Source organism: Vibrio coralliirubri (genome assembly GCF_024347375.1).
In the GTDB taxonomy this organism is placed as follows: Bacteria; Pseudomonadota; Gammaproteobacteria; order Enterobacterales; family Vibrionaceae; genus Vibrio; species Vibrio coralliirubri.
Genome location: NZ_AP025471.1, coordinates 936,661 through 957,332, shown reverse-complemented (window position 1 = coordinate 957,332; position 20,672 = coordinate 936,661). Strand labels below are relative to the sequence as shown.

The 20,672-nt window shown below is 44.4% G+C and carries 10 protein-coding genes and 2 pseudogenes; 6 read left to right on the top strand and 6 right to left on the bottom strand.

Annotated elements, in window-relative coordinates; translation table 11 throughout:
• Nucleotides 1-130 precede the first annotated feature (130 nt).
• Nucleotides 131-1,177 (bottom strand): phosphate ABC transporter substrate-binding protein PstS, encoded by a 1,047-nt coding sequence (gene pstS, locus OCV20_RS20890; protein ID WP_048606161.1) that lies wholly within the window; start codon nucleotides 1,175-1,177, stop codon nucleotides 131-133.
• A 660-nt stretch (nucleotides 1,178-1,837) separates the two neighbouring features.
• Between pstS and OCV20_RS20885 the strand changes: the two genes are divergently transcribed.
• On the top strand, nucleotides 1,838-2,863 hold the full coding sequence (locus tag OCV20_RS20885) for an HD-GYP domain-containing protein (RefSeq protein WP_048610920.1): 1,026 nt from the start codon (nucleotides 1,838-1,840) through the stop codon (nucleotides 2,861-2,863).
• Entirely contained in the window at nucleotides 2,856-7,826 is a 4,971-nt protein-coding gene (locus OCV20_RS20880) for an ATP-binding protein (RefSeq protein WP_086775743.1), read from the top strand. Before OCV20_RS20885 ends, OCV20_RS20880 begins: the two co-directional genes overlap by 8 nt.
• A 94-nt stretch (nucleotides 7,827-7,920) precedes the next feature.
• Here the strand turns inward: OCV20_RS20880 and OCV20_RS20875 are convergent, their stop codons facing one another.
• A complete protein-coding gene (locus OCV20_RS20875) occupies nucleotides 7,921-8,811 on the bottom strand; it encodes a LysR family transcriptional regulator (protein WP_086775744.1) in 891 nt (296 codons plus the stop codon).
• Between the two features lie 243 nt (nucleotides 8,812-9,054).
• On the opposite strand from OCV20_RS20875, the gene OCV20_RS20870 reads away from it, so the two are divergent.
• Nucleotides 9,055-10,230 (top strand): MFS transporter, encoded by a 1,176-nt coding sequence (locus OCV20_RS20870; protein WP_048610925.1) that lies wholly within the window; start codon nucleotides 9,055-9,057, stop codon nucleotides 10,228-10,230.
• 225 nt (nucleotides 10,231-10,455) lie between these two features.
• On the opposite strand, the pseudogene OCV20_RS20865 reads toward OCV20_RS20870, so the two are convergent.
• From OCV20_RS20865 to OCV20_RS20855, 3 genes and pseudogenes are all read right to left on the bottom strand, one after another.
• A pseudogene (locus OCV20_RS20865) lies at nucleotides 10,456-13,211 on the bottom strand (immune inhibitor A domain-containing protein).
• 47 nt (nucleotides 13,212-13,258) lie between these two features.
• Complete coding sequence (locus OCV20_RS20860) at nucleotides 13,259-13,570, bottom strand: hypothetical protein (RefSeq protein ID WP_086775749.1); 312 nt, start codon at nucleotides 13,568-13,570, stop codon at nucleotides 13,259-13,261.
• Nucleotides 13,571-14,145: 575 nt separating this feature from the next.
• A complete protein-coding gene (locus OCV20_RS20855; RefSeq protein WP_086775745.1) occupies nucleotides 14,146-15,111 on the bottom strand; it encodes a hypothetical protein in 966 nt (321 codons plus the stop codon).
• A gap of 153 nt (nucleotides 15,112-15,264) precedes the next feature.
• Here OCV20_RS20855 and OCV20_RS20850 point away from each other — a divergent pair.
• From OCV20_RS20850 to OCV20_RS20835, 3 genes and pseudogenes are all read left to right on the top strand, one after another.
• Nucleotides 15,265-15,606, top strand: a pseudogene (locus tag OCV20_RS20850) (Lrp/AsnC family transcriptional regulator); the annotation flags it as partial.
• Nucleotides 15,607-15,686: 80 nt separating this feature from the next.
• Nucleotides 15,687-16,607: an IS5 family transposase gene (locus OCV20_RS20845; RefSeq protein WP_086773621.1), complete on the top strand. Its 921-nt coding sequence runs from the start codon at nucleotides 15,687-15,689 to the stop codon at nucleotides 16,605-16,607.
• A 354-nt stretch (nucleotides 16,608-16,961) separates the two neighbouring features.
• A complete protein-coding gene (locus tag OCV20_RS20835; protein ID WP_086774783.1) occupies nucleotides 16,962-18,524 on the top strand; it encodes a methyl-accepting chemotaxis protein in 1,563 nt (520 codons plus the stop codon).
• A gap of 111 nt (nucleotides 18,525-18,635) precedes the next feature.
• Here OCV20_RS20835 and tkt read toward each other — a convergent pair whose 3' ends face one another.
• Nucleotides 18,636-20,627 (bottom strand): transketolase, encoded by a 1,992-nt coding sequence (gene tkt / locus OCV20_RS20830; protein ID WP_086774784.1) that lies wholly within the window; start codon nucleotides 20,625-20,627, stop codon nucleotides 18,636-18,638.
• Nucleotides 20,628-20,672 lie beyond the last annotated feature (45 nt).

The window sequence follows — 20,672 nt, the reverse complement described above, 5'->3', positions numbered from 1 at the left end:
CTAGTGGCTATTCAAAAGAAGCTCTTCTAAAGAAGCTATTCCAAAGAAGATATATTCAATAAAAATCACAACTAGCGGTATTGGGTCTCAATTAAAAGTTGATATTAGTTTCAATGAACGAATTCATCGATTAATTAAGAATGGCTTTGCCATCGGTAGTTAGCTCTTGTGACCAAGTGTCATTTACCATCTTAGTGACCGCTTTAGGCATTGGAATGTAATCCAACTCTTCAGCGGCATCAGCGCCATTCTCATAACTCCAATTGAAGAAGTTAATGATCTCTTGAGCTTTGGCCGCGTCTTTTTGATCTTTATGCATCAAGATAAAAGTTGCCGCCGTCATTGGCCAAGAGTCAGCACCTGGTTGGTTGTTCAGTAGAAGGTGGTAGCCAGGAGCGCTTGCCCAGTCACCATTTGCTGCTGCCGATTGGAACGTCTCCATCGTTGGCTGCAAGAATTTACCTTCTGCACTGTCCATTTGCGTATGAGTTAGGTCATTTTGCTTCGCGAATGCGTACTCTACGTAGCCGATCGCGCCACGAGTGCGGCTCACGAAGTTAGCTACACCAGCATTACCATTACCGCCGATGGTTGTTGCCTGACGTGGCCAAGTGATGTCTTTACCAACACCAACTTGGTTTTTCCAATCATCGTTTACTTGAGCAAGGTACTCAGTAAAGTTGAAAGTTGTGCCAGAACCATCTGAACGGTGGACAACATAAATCGGTTGAGAAGGAATAGTAAGGTCGCTGTTTAATGCAACGATTTGCTCATTATTCCAATTGTCAATTTTGCCTAGGTAGATATCTGCAAGCAGCTCACCTGTTAGCTTCATTTCACCTGCTTCAATGCCAGGGATGTTTACAACCGGTACGATTGCGCCCATCACCATTGGGAACTGAATCATCTCTTCCTTGTTGAGTTCATCAATTGTTAGTGGTGCATCTGTTGCACCGAAATCAACGGTTTTAGCTGTGATTTGACGAATGCCGCCGCCCGAACCAATCGCTTGGTAGTTGATTTGAATACCAGTTGCTTGTTGGTATTGCTCAGCCCACTTTGCGTAGATTGGATGAGGGAAGGTGGCACCTGCACCATTGATCGTCGTGTTTGCAGAAACGTTGAAAGTTGCCGCAACCAATAAAGACGACAATAGTGTAGATTTAATCAATTTCACGGTATATCTCCAGTTAATCTATTATTCATTCGAATAATGTCGGTGTTTGAATAAAGGGTTTTAGTGTTCAAGTAAAACATTGTGATTATTCAAGCTCAGTAAAATATGACTAGACTTATTAAGTTGTCGAAGGGGAGGTTATGAACTGAATATTTCACTTTTATTAAAGTGATTTTTAAATCGATATAAATAGAAAAGGTTTATCTGAATGGATTTATTCTGATAAGAAAACTTCACAGAATCGGGGCTAATTCCGTTGTTCTTTACGAAGTGAAACAGATTGAATTTGATGTGAACCAGGCCACTGGATAGTCATTTTTGCATCTGTTCATGAGATCCAGTTCGGCGAGCTGTCATCATGTTCAACGATTGATTATTCACTTCAGGTCTTGCTGGTGAAAGAGCGACTAACAGTAGGCCGCAATAGTTATTTTCTTCGGGGGTGTTTAGGTGATGTGATAATAGATGCGTATGTAGTTCATTGTTTTATAAGCTAATTCCCGTCGAGTTTTTGACATCTTACCCATTCAAGGTGTTAATTTGATGTCACTCGAAGATCTATCCTTCATTTTTAACAAACATTTGTCATTTTGATATTGAGAGGTGCGAAAACCCATCTACACTATGGTTATAACTGTTTGATTTGTATACGAGGTATCAATGAGTCGGAAACCCATAGTGTTAGTCGTGGATGACACCCCAAGTAACTTGGATGTGTTAACGGCAATACTCAAAGATACTTATCAAGTGAAAGTAGCGATTAACGGCACCATTGGTATCAAGATTGCGAAGATGGTGCCGCAGCCAGACCTTATCCTCCTTGATATCATGATGCCTGACATTGATGGTTACGAGGTATGCCGCCAACTTAAAGCTCAGCCGAATACGGCTCATATTCCTATCATTTTCGTGACCGCTAAGATTGGTCCAGAAGCCGAAGTGAAAGGATTATCTTTAGGTGCTGTCGATTACCTAACGAAACCTATCACGCCTGAAATCGCGCTCCAGCGTGTCAAAACCCACATCGCGTTGTATGACCAACAACGAGCACTGTTCCATCAAGTGAAAGACAAAACCGTCGAGATCAATCTAGGTAAACTTGAGACCCTCAATATCTTAGGTCGAGCAGCGGAATTTAAAGACAACGAAACGGGTATGCACGTTAAGCGCATGAGCCACTACTGTGAGGTGTTGGGCAAGGCGCTAGGTATGACTGACGAAGATGCCGAAACGCTCCGTGACGCGGCGCCAATGCACGATATTGGTAAAATAGGTATCCCTGACAACGTGTTACTTAAGCCCGGAAAACTCGATGCGGAAGAGTGGGCGATCATGCAGAAACACGTCGAGTATGGTGTGGAGATTTTAGGCCAGCAAAGTGATTCAAAACTGATGCGCATGGCAATTCAAGTGGCGCAGTATCACCATGAGAAATGGGACGGTTCCGGTTACCCGAGTCAAGTGGCAGGGGAAGACATCCCATTGGTTGGTAGAATCGCTGCTGTGGCTGATGTGTTTGATGCATTGACGGCAGAACGCCCTTATAAAAAAGCTTGGAGTGTCGAAGATGCTTTGGCCTTAATCACTGAGCAGAAAGGTAAGCATTTTGACCCGACTATCGTGGATCTGTTTTTCATTAAATTGCCTGAGATTTTAGAGATTAAAGAGAAGTTCAAAGATGAGTGACCTCTGGCAGATGTGGGGTAAGCGTTATTTCATCGCCATAATTTTGTTTGTTTTCTTCGCTGTTCGTGCCGCTAGCGTTAACGCTGAGGCTGCTCCGGATCAGCAACCAAACCTATGGCAAGATCCTGATCGTGAAATCACGTTTGTTGCACTATCCAGTCATTATCCTTACTCATTTATCGGTGATGACGGAAAAGTCGACGGGATTATTCGAGATTGGGCTTACGACCTTGAAGAGCGTTTCAACGTAAAAACCAACTTCATCAGCGTAGATTCTCACGCTGAAGCAAAGCAAGCTTTGTTAGACGGGAAAGGCGATGTGTTTCCTTTTCAACAGTTTGATCCCAGCGAAGGAGGTCGTTTCCTTCAAACCGATCCTTATATCTCGTACCAAATTGCCGTCATTCTTCCTACCGATGACCACCTCAACAATAAAATTGAGCAAGAGGCCAAGAGACGAATTGCCATGGTTCGTGAAAGCATCGACCTTGAGCGATCTGGCGTGCAGCTTAGTTCGATTGAGAGAGTTGAGTTCGATACGGCCATTGATGCTATTCGTGCATTAGAAGATGGGTCGGTTGATGGCTTACTGGCTGAACCTGTAACCACCATGGATCTTGCTCATAAAAGCGGAGTAGAGAATTTAGCGGTCAACCATGTACTTGATCGCTGGAAGAGTATCAAAGCAGCCATGGTTATTCGTTCAAACGACAATGAGTTGCTTAACTTGTTGAATCAACAGATTGCAACGTTTGATATCGGTAAAAAGAACCGTATTTTATCTAAATGGTTAGATGACTCACCTTATCGCTCTCCCATTAAAGGTGTATTTGGATTCGGCAACCCGCCTTACATGTACCCAGACAGTACTTCTGTCGGCTTAGAGCATGACATTATGCAAAGGGCTTTGAACGATATGGGGTACCGATTGGGTGACGTTGTCACCTTGCCTCGTAGTGCGGCTCGTCAAGCCATTGATAGCAATAGCTCAATATCGTTTGTTTCTGGCGTTCAACTGGATGACTCTTCATTGCACTTTGTCAGTGACAAGGTGATGGATGTTGATTTTGTGCCAGTGTCATTAAAGAGGCGTAAGCTGGATTTGAAGTCGGCAAAAAATTTGTCATTGGGTGCTTTGCTGTTCGATGAAACATCGCCGATTAAAAACTCTGTAGAAGTCTTGGAAAGCCAATTGAGCATTGATCGGATAGATGATCTCGACAGTTTAGAGTCGGCATTTTCCCAGCTGAGAGCTCAAAATGTTGATCTCCTGATGGTAGAAAGGCGCGTATTAACCTGGTTTGTCACCAATACCCGGTTTATTGAAATGCGCGAGATTCAGCTCCATGAAGATTATAAAGTCAGTTATCCCATCTACGTGGATTTCAGGGGGGCGGAATTAAGAGACCGTTTCAATGCCGCATTGGCAAACCTGAAAAGGGAAGACGGGGAATTTGAACCGATTCTTAGACGACAAATTAAGAACGACCTGACTCCGGTTCTGAAGAAGGCCGATATTATTGCTCAAATCTCAGCGTACTTTATCGTCAATGATCGCTTTGACGAATTGCCTAAGATTTTTGACATATTTGACGCAGATAATACCTTCACGGTGATTTCTGCACTGGCTGATAATAATAAGCGACCGCTTGAATCTTGGTTCCTAGGAGATGTATCAACGTCATCATTGGACAAGAAAAATACCTCTAAATTGTCATCCGTGACGAAAGGCGCTGGCTATAAAACGCAGACGGGCAGCACCAATGCTGGGTTTATGACGTTCTATTTCGATGTGGATTCCGTGGAAGGGAGCTATGTTTATTTCCCAGCCATTGAGCAGTTTAATTCATTCGGAGATGGCGCAAAGCGTTATATTTCAGATATTTATCAATCAAACAGTTTAGCCGGTGAACTTCTTAATCTTAGCCAAAATGAACGTCAGTGGATAAAATCTCATCCAGTATTGAAAATCGGTATTGATCCTAACTCTTTGCCTTATGAGGCCGTATCGAGCAAAGGGGAATACATCGGCATGATCGATGATTACCTACAGCTGATCGAACAGAAAACAGGTTTACGCTTGGAACATGTTGACGTCGGCAGTTGGCAGGAGACTCGACGTCTCGTTGACCATAGAAAAGTGCACCTTGTCTCGGCCGCTGTCGAGAATCGTTCACTTAGCGAGAGTGTGAAGGCGGGTAAACCGTTATTTTCTAGTCGCTTGGCCATTGCCTCAAGACGAGATGTGAATAGCCTTGTCTTAGAAGAAGCTGCTGGATGGAAAATAGGTATTTTAGAGGGTGGAGCCAACACAGGAGCTATCATGGATAGTTACCCTGAGATCAACTGGGCGATGGTGTCCTCGACTAATGACGGCTTAGAGCTCGTCGAGTCGGGTGAGTTTGATGCGATGATTGATACCGTTGACGTCCTAACTTACCTAATCGACTCATTTGGCTATCGAGGGATTGGCATTATCGGCCGATTAGATTTCTTCCTGTCGCCAACTCTGCATGTCATCAAGTCTGAACCTTTGTTGTTGTCTATTGTGAACAAAGCGATAGGCAGTATCTCGGCTGAAGAGCACCAGAAGATCTCAGCAAAGTGGGCGGCACCCAAAGCGATAGAAAGAGTTGATTATCAATTGGTTTACACCATTTCGGTTTTTTCTCTGGTGATCCTTCTTCTTATTATTTTCTGGAATCGTAAATTAACTAAGCAGATCAGTATTGCTAAGGAAGCGACCGAAGCTCTGGAAAAGGCGCAGAACCAACTCTACAACATGCTAAATAGCTCTCCAATTGCAGCTAGCGTGGTATTTGAAGAAGAGGTTCGTTACGCGAACGATACGGCGAAACGTTTGTTTGGCGTGGAAAATCAGGCGTTGTCTTCTATCGACGTCGCTGCTATCCATGACTCGCTGAGCGTTCGTGACGGCGTGCATAAAGAGCTCAACCTTAACGGTAAAGTTGAAAATAGGGAGTTGGTACTCAGAAAGTCTGATGGAACCCGATTTGTTGCTTTGGTCAGTTACTATCTTTTTGAGATTGATGGTGAAGTCGCCACACTATTTTGGGCATTCGATATATCTGAAATGAAGCGCCTTAACGAACAATTGGAAGAAGAGAAACAGAGAGCCGATTTGGCGAGCCAAGCTAAATCGGAATTCTTAGCCAATATGAGCCATGAGATAAGAACCCCAATGAACGCCATTATTGGCTTGTCCTATCTGGCGATTGGCGAAATATCGAATCCTGTCGCTCGAAATTACATCGAGAAAGTGCACCGTTCTGGCCATTCGTTACTCGGTATCATCAATGACATCCTTGATTTTTCAAAGATAGAAGCAGGGCAACTTGTTATTGATAACGTCCCGTTTGATCCCGTAACGACCTTTAAAGATGTGATTGAGTTGATGGAGTCGAAAGCGGCTGAAAAGCAGCTCAATTTGTCGATGGTCATCGACCCAGAATTAGACACGCCATTGCAAGGCGATCCATTGAGGTTGTTCCAAGTCATACTCAACCTTGTGGGCAACGCGATTAAGTTTACGGAAAAAGGCAGCGTAGCGTTAAGTGTGGAGCATGTTGACTCGAACGATAGCAGCCTAACCATGAAGGTGAGTGTTATGGATACCGGGATAGGCATCTCGGATGAGAACCGTCACAAGCTGTTTGAAGCCTTTAGCCAAGCGGATACCACAACGACACGTCGGTTTGGCGGTACAGGGCTTGGGCTCAACATTAGCCAGAAATTAGTGCATGCGATGGGCAGTCAAATTACGGTGGAAAGTGTTTACGGGCAAGGCAGTGAGTTCTCCTTTGTGCTGACATTGCCACGATCAAGCTCGGATGCGTTAGCCGACTTCAAAGCCCAAGAGTTGCAGTTGGATTATCAGATAGAGTTCAAAGGCCAAAGGGTGCTATTGGTTGAAGACAATGAGCTGAACCAAGATCTCGCCTTAGCATTTTTCAGTCGTTCCAAATTAAATGCCGATCTTGCTGAAAACGGAAAGGAAGCGCTGGAGCTAGCTAAAAACAACGACTACGAAATAATCTTCATGGATCTTCAAATGCCTGTTATGGACGGCTTTGAAGCTACTCGTTTGATTCGTGAATTCAATACAGATGTACCGATTATTGCAATGTCGGCCAATGTTTTTGCTGATGCGAAACAACGAGCGAGGGCGTCGGGCGTCACGGACTTCTTGGATAAGCCAATTGTTATTGATAAAGCGATGTCTTTGATTACTCGATACATTGTTCCTGAGGTATTAGTTGAAGGTCGAGCGCCATCAGACACGTCTTCAGGTGCGATCCAGACAGGTGATTCTGTTGAGAGTGCGGAATTACACTCCGATACTCACATAGAACCGCCTGTTTTCTCTCAGTCGAGGTTTGAGCAACTGACTTATCATGATGTGCAGCTGCAAGCCAAAATGCTTGATAGGTTCTGCCAAGGATCGCCAGACATGATGTCGGAAGCTTTCGATAATTTAGTACAAGGTGAATGGGAGACGTTAGAGCGTCATCTACATACCTTAAAAAGCATGGCAGCTGCGATTGGTGGATTGCGATTGGCAGAGTTACTCAGTGATTTAGAAAGCAAAGCTCATAACAAGGCGTGTGATGAAGAGGATCTTAAGCAAGGCGAACATGGGTTAATCGAACTGATTAAAGCAGTTGAGATCAGCTTTGACGTGTCTGGTGTTGAGGGATTCAATACGACAAGTACTGAAGTAGCCGGTGTGAGTATTGCTGATACCTCTGACTCACCGAGTATCACGTCAGAACAGCATGCTCAGTTGCTATCACTGCTGGATGCTTATGATAACGATGCAACTCAATATGTGACTGAGTTACTGGCACAGTATCCACATTCCGCTGTTCTCAAAGATGTTCGAAGTGCGTTAGATAATTACGACTTTGAACGAGCCAAAGAGGGGCTAGGCTCTTCTGATTAGCTGTCTTTTATAAATATCACTTCAACATTAAAGCCTTTAGCTCTTACAGCGAAATAACGCGCTAGCTAAAGGCTTTAAATCTATTTATACCGAACTAACCACTCACGTTCTGTTTGATTAGCTCAACAACCGTATCGTATCGGTGCGGCAGTTTTCGGTTTCGTTTTTGAACCAAATACAGCGTTTCCTCAACTTCTACCTTTGGCGGCACAACGTGTAGCTTGTCTCTATCTGGGAAGTGTTCAACCGCGCCAGCCGGTAACACGGTAAAACCTAACCCTTTTGATACGGGTAGCAAGATCTGGTGAAGCTGATTGATGTAGCCAGATCTTGGTATCTCATTAACGTTGATGTTCGCTAAGTCTTTATCTCCGCATAGGTCGAAATATAAAGACAGATAGTGTGCGGAATCTGGGTGGGCAATAAGGCCAATGTCGTTCAATACTTGCGGCGTTATCTCTAAATCAGCAAGGCTGTGATGGACAATAAGACACAGTGCTTCTTTGCCGATGACTTGGCTTTGGTAGTAACTGTCGTTCGGGGAATGCCTAACAATGCCGATATCGGTAGTGCCTTCGATTAGGTCATTCAATATCTTTTTGTTTGGAGCGGCTTCTAAGTTAATGCTCAGATCTTGGTGTTGCTGTTGAAGTTCAAGAAGCTTGGGATACAGACGCAAAGAGAGTGAGCCAGAGCAAGACAAGTGACATTGCCCAGCATAAGGGTTATCAAAACTCAGAGACTCAAAAAGATCTTCTTGGTCTTTCTCTAGTTTGAGCGCATAGCGATACATAATCCGACCCTGTTCGGTCAGCTCGAAGCTCTTATTTTCTCGAGAGAGCAGGTCACAATTACAAGCTTGTTCAAGCTTCTTGATGTGTTGGCTGACTCCTGGTTGTGTCATGTACAACTTTTCTGCCGTTTGGGTGAAATGTCCAACTTCAACCAGAGTCTTAAACGTATTGAGCCAAAGTGGATTAATCATACTCACCTTCAAATGCTAAAGCCTGTAAACAACAAAGCCAATAAATAACAGAAAATTATTATTATCTTAAGTAATGATAATTTCAACTCTAGCGTCTTAAGTAACGCTAATCAAAGTCATATGGTGGTAACACTTTATATTGGTCTATTGGCCGCTTTGTAGAGTTGCTATGAGTAACAAAGTGTTGCGACTTTGTTGAATTTTTGGTCTATTGACCAACTGTGCTCATATTTAGGAACGAAGATGAATAGAAATGTTTGGCTGCTCTCACTGTGTCAGGCCCTGTTGATGACGGGTAACATATTACTGATCTCTGTGATTGGTTTGATCGGTAAGCAGATTGCGCCCAGTGTCAGCATGATTACCTTGCCGGTTGCACTGCAGTTTTTGGGTTTAATGGCAGCCACTATTCCTGCGTCTCTAATTTCAGGCAAGTTAGGGAGAAAGCGAGGATTTAGCATTGGTAATGTGGTTGGCATTACAGGAGCTAGTCTTGCAACCTACGCACTGTCTCAGCAAAATTTCTATCTGTTTTGTTTCGCCACGTTCTTACTTGGGATAGGCATAGGTTTTGGCACGCTTTATCGTTTTGCTGCAATCGAGGTGTGTGATGAAAATGCCCGTCATCGAGCGATATCTATCTCTATGGCTGGTGGCGTTCTAGCTGCGGTATTGGGGCCAAACTTGGCGATTATGTCTCAACAGTGGTCGCAAGATGGCTTGTACATTGGTGCTTTTGCTTCTTTGATTGGATTGAACATTCTTGCGTTACTCATCTTACAAACCATTCAATTCCCAAAAGTCTCTTTTAATAGTCAGGCGCCTAAATCCGATCCTCTCAGTGTGATAGTGAAAGCGCCTAACTTTATTGGTGCCGTGTTTGCTGCCATGGTCGCTTATGCGGTGATGAATATCCTGATGACAGCAACGCCATTGGCAATGATTGGTTGTGGCTTTGACTTTACTAAAGCGGCGGGTGTGATTGAGTGGCATGTGTTGGGGATGTTTGTTCCTGCATTCTTTACTGGTTCGCTTATCGAGAAGTTTGGCTCAAGAATGATGATCTTAGCTGGCGGGGTGCTGTTCGTTGTCTGTATTGCGATTAACATTCATGGCGAATCCATTTGGCACTTCAGAGCGGCTTTAGTCGTGCTGGGGGTCGGTTGGAACTTCATGTTTATCGCGGCAACGGGTTTGTTTAGTCAGTCTTACCAATCGCAGAATAAAGCCAAGGCACAAGCGTTTAATGAGTTTGTTGTCTTTGGATGTGTGACGATTACCGCCATGCTCTCTGGTTGGTTAGAATCGACAGCTGGATGGCAGAACCTCAATATCTATGTATTACCATTCGTGTTGGCTGTTATCTTATTGTTCGCGTTCAGCGCACGTAAATCACACATTCAAAAACAACCGGTTTAAGGACCAGTTGAACCGCTGAAAATTAAACGTATTGCTACGGTAATCTCTCTACAGTGCTAATGATGCTACCAAGCACAGACAAATAAAAAGCCCTACCAATAAGGTAGGGCTTTTGCTTACGGCTTAAATAATAACGTTTTCTTAAAACTGCTGTCGTGGCTTATATCCTTTGACAACAGTACTTAAGCTTGTGTTGTAAATACGCATGACAGAGCCTGCGATGATTTACAGGTCGACCAAAATCGTTTTAGTGGTAATTCCGCCTTGGTCATCGATGATCTTCAGTGTCACCTCGTGCTTTCCGTATGAAGGGAAGATTGAAGTGAATGTGCGACCTCGTTTGATCTTTCCGTTTGGAAGTGTCCACTCGGTATCAACAATACGACCATCGCTGTCTGAACTTGTAGACCACATGGTTACCCAGCGGCCCAAGTGAATGTATTTCGCGCTCGCTTCTGGAAGGGCGTTTGGAGATTCAATACTCACCACAGAGCTAAATGAATCGGTAGCGCCTTTGTCGTCGACAACAGTCAAGTTCACCGCGTATTCACCCGCTTGCTCGTAAGACCAAGTTGGTGCTACTTCGTTACTTGTTGTGCCGTTCCCAAAGTCCCATAGGTAACGGGTGATCTCACCGTCTTGGTCTGAGCTGAAGTTGTTTACAGAAACATTCAGGCCAGTCACATTCAGCTCGAAGTTCGCAGTAGGAGCGACGTTGTGTTGGCTTACTTTAGATAAGCGAACCACGCCGTATTCGTTGTTATCACTTTGATTCACAATATCGACCGCTAAACCAAACTCCGTCAGGATGCGTCCTGAATCTGGTGCTTGAGGCGATGTGTAATCTTGGTCATCCGAGAAGCTAGCATTGCCAACCAAACTGGTATCTTCGAGTACATCATTGTCGCTGTTTACAAGACGCATTGGAGTATGATCTTTGAGTGAAAACGCTGCGTCTCGAACTTGGTAGCGTGTTTGAGCTACTTCACCAGAGTTTGCCCACACCATGGCATTTTGGTCTGCATCGACCACGCCTAACCAACCTTCACCAGGGTGTTTACCTACCCAGTTGTCAGTTAGTGATTCGTCGACGTACCAAATGATCAAGCCTGGGTCGAATGACATCAGTTGTCCCATGCGTTTGATGTTCGTTAGGCCTTCATCAACATCCATGTGGCTGCGCCATTGCAATAGATAGTAGTGCTGCGCTTGATGGAATCCATTACTCAGCTTGTAGCCATTTAGGGCGAAGGTGGAGTTACTTTCAGCATCGTCTATTGGAGTCACTTCACCATCAACGACCACACTGAGGTTATCCAAATAGAAGCCTTCCATTGCTAAGCCGCCATCGGTGATGTATTCAAAAGACAGCTCAACTTCTTGGCCTTCCCATTGTGAAACGTCGAACTCAGCATCTATCCATCCGCCAGACTCGCCGCCAATAGCAGGAACGAGGCCAGTATTGTATGGGTCGTCCATTGAGGTAATGTTGCCAGCAATGGCTTGTCCGTTGATTAGCACGCGAGCAAAGTCGTAGTCTTTTTCAATCTCATACCAAGTTTTGAACGAAAGCGAAGCAGAACCGCCCGCTGGGATCACCAACTTGCGAGTCATACTGTTTTTCAGATCATCGCCTTTTTGAGAGTGGAACGAATACTCGCCCTCAAAGGGTTTCAGGCTTTCAATCTGCTTTTCAGGAAGATCGACCTTAATCATGTTCGGACGGCTGTTATCCGTTGTTTGGAACAGCGTATAAACTTGTGGGTTGTCTTCTAGGTCATCAATCGAGATCTGATCATCGTTAACCCAACGGCCGCCAATCGATTTCTGTAGGAAGTGTTTTGCCCAAGAGCTGAATGCCGTTGGTTGTGTACCACCAATTTGACCAGCCAACTGCCCGAAGACATGATTGACCAGTAAGATACAGGTTCGCCTTTGCCTGTGTATTGCGTGTCGTACTCGTCTGGTAAGCCTAAATCATGGCCATATTCGTGGGCACAAACACCAGCAGCCGCATCAATCGGTTGAATGGTGTAATCGAACGCCGCGTATTGGCCACCAAATCGATCTGGAAGCGAGCTAGAAGTACCTTCCAGTACATGAGTGCGACCAAGGTTGAATCGGTGAGACCAAATCGCATCAGGGCCTAACACGCCACCACCGGCTTCTTCGCCTACCGATGCATGAAACACCATCAGGTGATCAATCACACCATCGGGTTCGCGGAAATTTCCGTCACCGTCGTAATCGTAACGATCTTCGATGTCGTAATCGGCAAGGTTGATACTCGGGTCTTGAGCCAGTTGATTCAGCGCTTCACGAACCAGTTCTTGTGCGTTTAAGTCGTTGTCGGTGGTAGGGGAGTTACCACCATAGAATGACGCAGGCTTAGAGGCGCGATACCAACCCGCAGCTTGACCTGCAACGCTGTAACTGTCACCTGATTCGCTTTGGTAATATTGGCGCATCGAGATTAGGTTCTCGCCGTTGGGCCCCGTGTAGCCAGAATTTGAGAACAACAACTCTTGATAATGTTCAGGGTTGTAGCTCTCGTAGAGCATCTGCGTGTGCTCTTCGGTCAGCTTGTTGTCATCCCAGTTCAAATCAGGGAAATCGACCAACAGAGCGAGTACTTTGTCGGTACGCTTGGTGCCGACTTCTAAAGCAAAGACACTCGCTTTTTTAACACCAGCCCCTTTTTCTATGGCTTTGAGTATTTTCGCGCGTTGCTCAAGTGCTTTTTTACCGAATTGAGCATCGCCTTTAAAACCAGAATTGATTTTATTTTTCAAGTAACGGTCAAGTGCATCCTGCTTTGCCACATCGGTTGCATCTTGGTCGACTAAGCCTTGTCTAACTAGCATTTCAATGAGTTTGTCTTCATTAACTACGCCTAAATCAATAGGTGTTTTTGCATAACCACTGACGCTAAATAGAGTAAGCATTGCTGAAGCCAACAATGTTTTTCTCATCATTTTCATTATATTTCCTTTTCATATTTCCATGTCGATATCAGTATCAACTTGCCTTATTCGGATCTGTTGTCCGAGTTTGGCCTAATACACTCTTGTGGTGTCTTATTTAACTGACGTGTGTTTGTTGTATGTTTTTTACCTTCTATCTCTTTTGTATTGGTTGTCTCTTTTCTATTTTTTGAATCAAACGGAGTGCTCTTCAATTTTTTAGCGTTGAGATAGATACGCAAAGCTTCTTGATTTTCCTCATAGGTTAAGCCTGAACAGATAACACCTCGTTTAATCAATGACTTCAGCAATAGTTCGTCGTTCTCAATAGTGGAAGCCTGTGACAGTGAGGAAAGAATTAGAACCATTAAAGCCATTGTTTTTCTGGGTGTTTTTGTAAGAGTCCTAGTTGTACGAGCCTCGGTTGTAAGAGGCGCTGTTATAAGGAACATAGTCATAAGAGCCATCAGTTTTGATTATGTAACAAAATATATTTATAAAATTAACCAATCAAATGGATAATTATTACAATTAATTATTCGTTCCGGTTTCAACATTTAGAGTTAATATAAAATAAGGAATGTTATTTATTCTATTGTCAGTTATTTAATGGGTTTTGTTGAATGAATAGCTGATAGTTTGGATATTTAATAACATTGATTAGAGCGCGGTTATAATTCTGGAGGGCGCTTTATACAAGGAGTTGGCTTCTAAATAATAAGATAATTTTTTATTATCGGTGTTTTAAAGTACGCATGTAATAACTGAGTCATTAGTAAATACACATGCTCAAATTATTTTCACTCGAAATATCAATAATTAGGGTATTTCGAGTAACTTTCAATGTTTCAATGACGTGAAATTTAACAATAGCGGCGGTGATAGGAGCGCCAAGTAGCAAAAAGAGCCCGTGTTTGAGCTCTTTTCCTTTTAGTCTCGTTGGTATTTTTACTTATGACTGAGAGACATCGCGATAAAAGTAACGTTCACAAGTGCTTGGATTCATGCGTTTAATGACGTTGGATATTAAAGCGATAACCAGCACTGAGAATACTAACCTTCCCCAAAATATGGTGTAGAAGTCAGCCCCAATGAGCATGATCAACAACGTATCTTCAATCAAACTGTGGAGCAAGTTGAGCAGCATGATCGCGGTGAATACATCCCTCGCAGAGATATGTCCTTTCTTGGCTTCGTTGATCAATAAGCCACCGCCAAACGAAAGACCAAGCGTGATTCCGATGATCGTTAAGTTGGTTGCGTCCTTGCTGATTCCTAGCAGTCTCAAGAACGGTCTTAACAATATTGCCATGAGCTTTTCAATGCCGAGAATCTTTAAAACCTTGAGTAGCAGTAATAACGCTGAAATCACCATGAAGATAACGGCAAAACTCTTGAGCTGTTCAATAGCCCAACCTAAATAGCTTGTGTCTCCTGATACTTCAGGCTGCCAAAGTACGGTTACTGGGTAATTGAGCAAATCCCCATATTGATAACTGAGGTTAAGTAGCCAAGCCAGCATCAAGCTACCACCTACTCGCACCGACAGGGTAGCCAACCAGCTCACGCCTGCTTTTTTGGCTATCGCCCCCTCAATCGGCAATGAATGTGCTAGTAGCATCATGCTGCCTAAAACCGAGGCTTGAGCAACCGTTAAGGGAGCGTCGGAATTGATGAGGATAATCAGCCCCGCATAGATGTTAGTGAGTATGGTGGTTGCCCATACCAAGCCCATTTCTTTCGGTAAGCCGACGCTTTCCATTATTGGGCTCAGCCATTCGCTAAGAATCACGATGCCGCCGAGCTCTTCAATGACCTTTATCACGATGATAATTGGAATCATGATTCGGAAAAGAGTCGAGGTGACATCGAAAATCTCTCTAAGGAGTTCTTTAAAAAATTGATAGGTTGATTTCATAGTTACGACCATGGTTCGATTGTTTGGTATGAGAAGATCTTACCGTGATTGTTGTGATTCAGATTTCTAAATTGACCTTTAAAGTTGCGATAGATTTTTTAATTATCGTAGTATTGAAAATTATAAGTCATAAATGTATTGGTTTAAGAAATTATGATGATTGACCGTATAGATAGAAGCATTCTGGTTGAACTGCAAAAGAACAACAGAATCCCTAATCAGACATTGGCTGAGTTGGTCGGGTTGTCACCGCCTGCTTGCTTAAAGCGAGTGAAACGGCTGAGAGAAGAGGGCGTGATAGTCGGTGATGTGTCCATCATTAATCCAGAACTGACCGGCAGTAAGATGACTTTGGTTGTGTCCGTGGAAATGGAGCGTGACCGAGGGGATATTTATCAAATATTTCGCCATTCTATTTCAAAGGCAGAAGAGGTCACGCAGTGCTATCAGATATCAGGCAGCTTTGATTTCATGCTGATTGTGACGGTCAAAGACAGGCTTTGTTGCGTAATTCAATGGAACTAAATCAAGAACCTACGATCTGATCAGCTACCTCCACTCTATCTCGTAGTCCTATGCCTAAGCCTCGTTATAAAACAACCAACTGGAAGCAATACAACCGATCACTCATTAACCGTGGTTCTCTGACTTTTTGGATTGATGAAGAAGCAATAAGCGGATGGGCGCAAAGCAAACAGAATAAGCGCGGTAGGCCGCGTCGGTTCAGTGATTTAGCTATCACGACAGCACTCATGGTCAAACGAGTTTTTTCTATGCCATTGAGAGCGCTGCAAGGATTTATCGACTCGATATTTAGGTTAGCCCATGTACCGTTAAGTTGTCCGCATTACACCTGCATCAGTCGTAGAGCCAAGCAAGTTGAGGTTTCATTTAAGACTAAAACGAGAGGAGCGATACAGCACCTAGCCATTGATGCTACTGGCCTTAAGGTTTATGGCGAAGGTGAATGGAAAGTCAAAAAACATGGGACGGATGGCAAGCGTAGAGTCTGGCGAAAGCTGCATATTGCAGTCGATACCAACACTCATGAGATCATTGCCGCCGAGCTAAGTTTATCGACGGTTACAGATGGAGAAGTACTCCCGAACTTACTGAAACAAACACGCCGAAGTATCCTTGAGGTGTCTGGTGATGGCGCTTACGACACGAGAGCGTGTCACGCTGCTATTAAGATTAAGGGAGCTATTGCGCTTATTCCCCCAAGAGAAGGGGCTGCCTTCTGGGAGCGTGGTCACCCTCGAAATTTCGCCGTGGGTTGCCAGAAATTATACGACTCAAATAAGTATTGGAAAGAGCGGTATGGATACCACAAACGTTCACTCTCAGAAACAGCGATGTATCGAGTTAAACAGTTGCTAGGAGGGAAACTGAGCTTAAGAAATTACAATGCCCAGGTGGGTGAAACTTACGCGATGATAAAAGCGTTGAACAAGCTTACTGGGTTAGGTATGCCTGAAACTTGTCGTATTGACTAAGAAACAAGCGAAACGGGTTGGCTCTATCTCTAAATTTAATTACGCAACAAAGCCTCAAAGACATTCAAGCTTACGAAGACTTTGTGGAGCGAGTACTGCGCAAAGATCTGAATATTCGCAAATTCCATACCTCTGTCTCAATGAGAACCGTGAAATTTACCACTGCAGTAAACTTAGATGAGTCATGACTGTTAGCTTGAGAAGATATGTGAAGTTATTAGCTTTGTGAGGTACTTAGCTAATATTTGTATAAATAGCAGGCATTTACACAAAATGTGACGTTCACATTTTGTCATAACTTTAATAATTGTATATATTCCTCGCCTAAAATAATAATTAACCTAAGTTAATATAATGACTGTCAGCTCATCTACTCAATCTCGTGAAACGCTTCTCAGCGAAAACGAACAACTTGTCTCTACCACTGACTTAAAAGGCGTGATTACGTACAGTAATGATGCTTTTTGTCGTATAGCGGAATATAGCCAACAAGAATTGCTAGGGCAACACCACAATATTGTAAGGCATAACGATATGCCGAAAGCCGCTTTTGCTGATATGTGGGTTAACCTAAAGCAAGGTAAAGCGTGGCGTGGCATCGTAAAAAACAAAACCAAATCCGGTGGGTTTTATTGGGTCGATGCTTACGTAACTCCGATTTACGACAATGGTAAGGTGAGTGGCTACCAATCTGTTCGTGTTAAGCCAAAGAATGAATGGATACAAGTTGCAGACAAGGCTTACCAAGGCCTCTTGAAGGCTGAAAAGTCGGGTCGTCAATGGTCCTTAAAGATCAGTGACAGTGTTCGTTACGCCGTGTTGTTAGGTTCTTTGGCTGCGCCTCTGGTTTCAAATCTTATCGAAGTTGGGCAAGTATCCCAATGGTTGTTGAGCCTACTTCCTGTTTCAGCATTAGTTCTGCTTTTCCGACAAGAGTTGATAGATACTCCACTGCAGTTGAAAAAGCTGCAATCGAAATTCGATAGTGTCAGTCGCCTTGTCTATTCAGGTAATAGTCAGTTCTCTGTGGCCGATTTTCACTTAAAGTTATTGTCTGCACGAATCCGCACCGTATTAGGTCGTATGACAGACTCTGCCAAGCCGTTACAAGATTTGGCTGACAACCTGAATGCCACGTCATTTGAAGTATCAGAAGCCTTAGATCAACAAACAAAAGACATTCTTCAAGTACGAGAGGCGACTGAAGAGGTTGAAGTCACCGCCAATGAGGTCTCTTCTCGTACAGAAGAAGCGCACCAGATTGTCGATGTGACTTTGCAAACCTGTGCTGGCGCTAAAGAGAGTATTAATCAAACTCATCAAAACTTAGAGAGCCTAGCTTCTCAGGCCGAAAAGGCGACTCAAACGACTTACCAACTGAGCGACCAAGCGCAGAGCGTAAGTAAGATAATGGAAGAGATTGGTGGAATCGCCGAACAAACCAACTTGTTGGCCCTTAACGCTGCGATTGAAGCGGCGAGAGCGGGTGAGCAAGGACGAGGCTTTGCTGTCGTTGCAGACGAAGTGCGTGCGTTGTCGGGTCGAACCTCAAAGGCTACGGTTCAGATCAAAGAGAGCATCGATACAATGCTAACGACGATTGAAGGGTGGCAGAAAGATATTCTGGCGAACCGAGAGCAAACGGACGCGTGTGGTGATGTTGCGAAGGTGAGTGCAGAGCGCTTGTCGGAAGTCGAAAACCTAATGCAATCCATGAATGAACTCATGCAGTCTGTTGAAAGTTCTGCTCATAAGCAACGTGAGCTGTCGAGTGAAGTCAACCTGCATATGCAGTCCATCGCCTCGACCGCAGAACAAAACTTAGTGGCAACGCATTCTGTGAAAGACCACTCCACAGAGCTAAAAGAACAAGTCAATGAGTTCTACCAACTGGCGAAGCGTTTCGAAGAAAAATAGCCGTTAGATTCAAACTCGAATGAGAAATAAGTGACAAAAAAAGCCCCGCATTTTCATGCGGGGCTTTCTGTATGCATCAACCCATTTAAGGGCAAGACAATGTATTCAAGATTAAGCTAGAAGCTCTTTCGCTGTGTTTACTACGTTTTCAGTAGTGAAACCGAACATCTTGAATAGCTCGCCTGCTGGTGCAGATTCGCCGAACGTTGTCATACCGATGATCTTGCCACCGAAACCAACGTACTTGTACCAGAAGTCAGCGATGCCAGCTTCTACTGCGATACGTGCGGTAACGTCAGATGGAAGTACAGACTCGCGGTACTGCGCATCTTGCTTGTCGAATGCGTCAGTTGCAGGCATAGATACTACGCGTACCGCTTTACCTTCAGCTGTTAGTTCAGCCGCAGCGCTAACCGCTAGCTCAACTTCAGAACCAGTTGCAATGATGATTAGCTCTGGCTTACCAGCGCAATCTTTCAGGATGTAACCACCCTTAGCGATGTTTGCTACTTGCTCAGCGTCACGATCTTGCTGTGCAAGGTTTTGACGAGAGAAGATAAGTGCAGAAGGACCATCTTTGCGTTCGATTGCCAGTTTCCAAGCAACAGCAGACTCAACTTGGTCACATGGACGCCATGTGCTCATGTTTGGAGTCAGACGTAGAGAAGCGATCTGCTCAACTGGTTGGTGAGTTGGACCATCTTCGCCAAGACCGATAGAGTCGTGCGTGTAAACTTGGATGTTCTGAGTTTTCATCAGAGCAGCCATACGCATAGCGTTACGAGCGTATTCCATGAACATTAGGAACGTTGCGCCGTATGGTACGAAACCACCGTGCAGAGCGATACCGTTCATGATAGCCGTCATACCGAATTCACGTACACCGTAGTGGATGTAGTTACCAGAGAAGTCGTTTGCTTCAAGAGACTTAGAACCAGACCACATAGTTAGGTTAGAAGGCGCAAGGTCAGCAGAGCCGCCCATGAATTCAGGTAGCATAGCACCGAACGCTTCTAGAGCATTTTGAGATGCTTTACGTGATGCGATGTTTGCTGGGTTAGCTTGAAGATCAGCGATGATTGCCGATGCTTTCTCTTCCCACTCAGCTGGTAGGTCACCGTTTACGCGGCGTTTGAATTCAGCTGCCAGCTCAGGGTATGCTGCTTCATAAGCTGCAAGTTTCTCGTTCCACGCTGCTTCCTTAGCTGCGCCTGCTTCTTTCGCATCCCACTCTGAGTAAACTTCCGACGGAATTTCAAAAGGACCGTGCTCCCAACCTAATTCTTTACGTGTTGCTGCAATTTCTTCAGCGCCTAGTGGTGCACCGTGACAGTCGTGCGTACCTGCTTTGTTTGGAGAACCAAAGCCAATTACTGTTTTAGTACAGATTAGAGTAGGGCGAGGGTCTGCTTTAGCCGCTTCAATCGCTGCGTTGATAGCGTCAGAGTTGTGTCCATCTACCGCTGGGATTACGTGCCAGCCGTAAGCTTCAAAACGCTTAGGTGTATCGTCAGAGAACCAACCTTCAACTTCGCCATCGATAGAGATACCGTTGTCATCCCAGAAAGCAACCAGCTTACCAAGACCAAGCGTACCTGCTAGAGAACATGCTTCGTGAGAAATACCTTCCATCAGACAGCCATCACCCATGAATGCATAAGTGTAGTGGTCTACGATGTCGTGGCCTTCTTTGTTGAACTGTGCAGCTAGCGCTTTCTCAGCCATAGCCATACCAACAGCGTTAGTGATGCCTTGACCTAGAGGACCAGTCGTTGTTTCGATGCCTGGTGCGTAGCCGTACTCTGGGTGACCTGGAGTCTTAGAGTGCAGTTGACGGAAGTTCTTAAGATCTTCAATTGAAAGCTCGTAACCTGCTAGGTGAAGCAGAGAGTAAATCAGCATTGAGCCGTGGCCGTTAGACAGGATAAAACGGTCGCGGTCAGCCCACTCTGGGTTTGCTGGGTTGTGGTTTAGGTGAGAACGCCAAAGTACTTCAGCGATGTCAGCCATACCCATAGGTGCGCCTGGGTGACCAGAGTTTGCTTGTTGTACGCCGTCCATGCTTAGAGCACGAATAGCGTTAGCTAGATGTTTGCGATTCATAAGAACTTCCGAATAAAAATTAAGAAAAACAAAATTGATAAAAGT

Excerpts from the sequence above, each read along its gene's own strand:
- OCV20_RS20885 (WP_048610920.1), top strand. The coding sequence starts at position 1,838 with ATGAGTCGGAAACCCATAGTGTTAGTCGTGGATGACACCCCAAGTAAC.
- OCV20_RS20880 (WP_086775743.1), top strand. The coding sequence starts at position 2,856 with ATGAGTGACCTCTGGCAGATGTGGGGTAAGCGTTATTTCATCGCCATA.
- OCV20_RS20875 (WP_086775744.1), bottom strand. The coding sequence starts at position 8,811 with ATGATTAATCCACTTTGGCTCAATACGTTTAAGACTCTGGTTGAAGTT.
- OCV20_RS20870 (WP_048610925.1), top strand. The coding sequence starts at position 9,055 with ATGAATAGAAATGTTTGGCTGCTCTCACTGTGTCAGGCCCTGTTGATG.
- OCV20_RS20860 (WP_086775749.1), bottom strand. The coding sequence starts at position 13,570 with ATGGCTTTAATGGTTCTAATTCTTTCCTCACTGTCACAGGCTTCCACT.
- OCV20_RS20855 (WP_086775745.1), bottom strand. The coding sequence starts at position 15,111 with ATGAAATCAACCTATCAATTTTTTAAAGAACTCCTTAGAGAGATTTTC.
- OCV20_RS20845 (WP_086773621.1), top strand. The coding sequence starts at position 15,687 with ATGCCTAAGCCTCGTTATAAAACAACCAACTGGAAGCAATACAACCGA.
- OCV20_RS20835 (WP_086774783.1), top strand. The coding sequence starts at position 16,962 with ATGACTGTCAGCTCATCTACTCAATCTCGTGAAACGCTTCTCAGCGAA.
- tkt (WP_086774784.1), bottom strand. The coding sequence starts at position 20,627 with ATGAATCGCAAACATCTAGCTAACGCTATTCGTGCTCTAAGCATGGAC.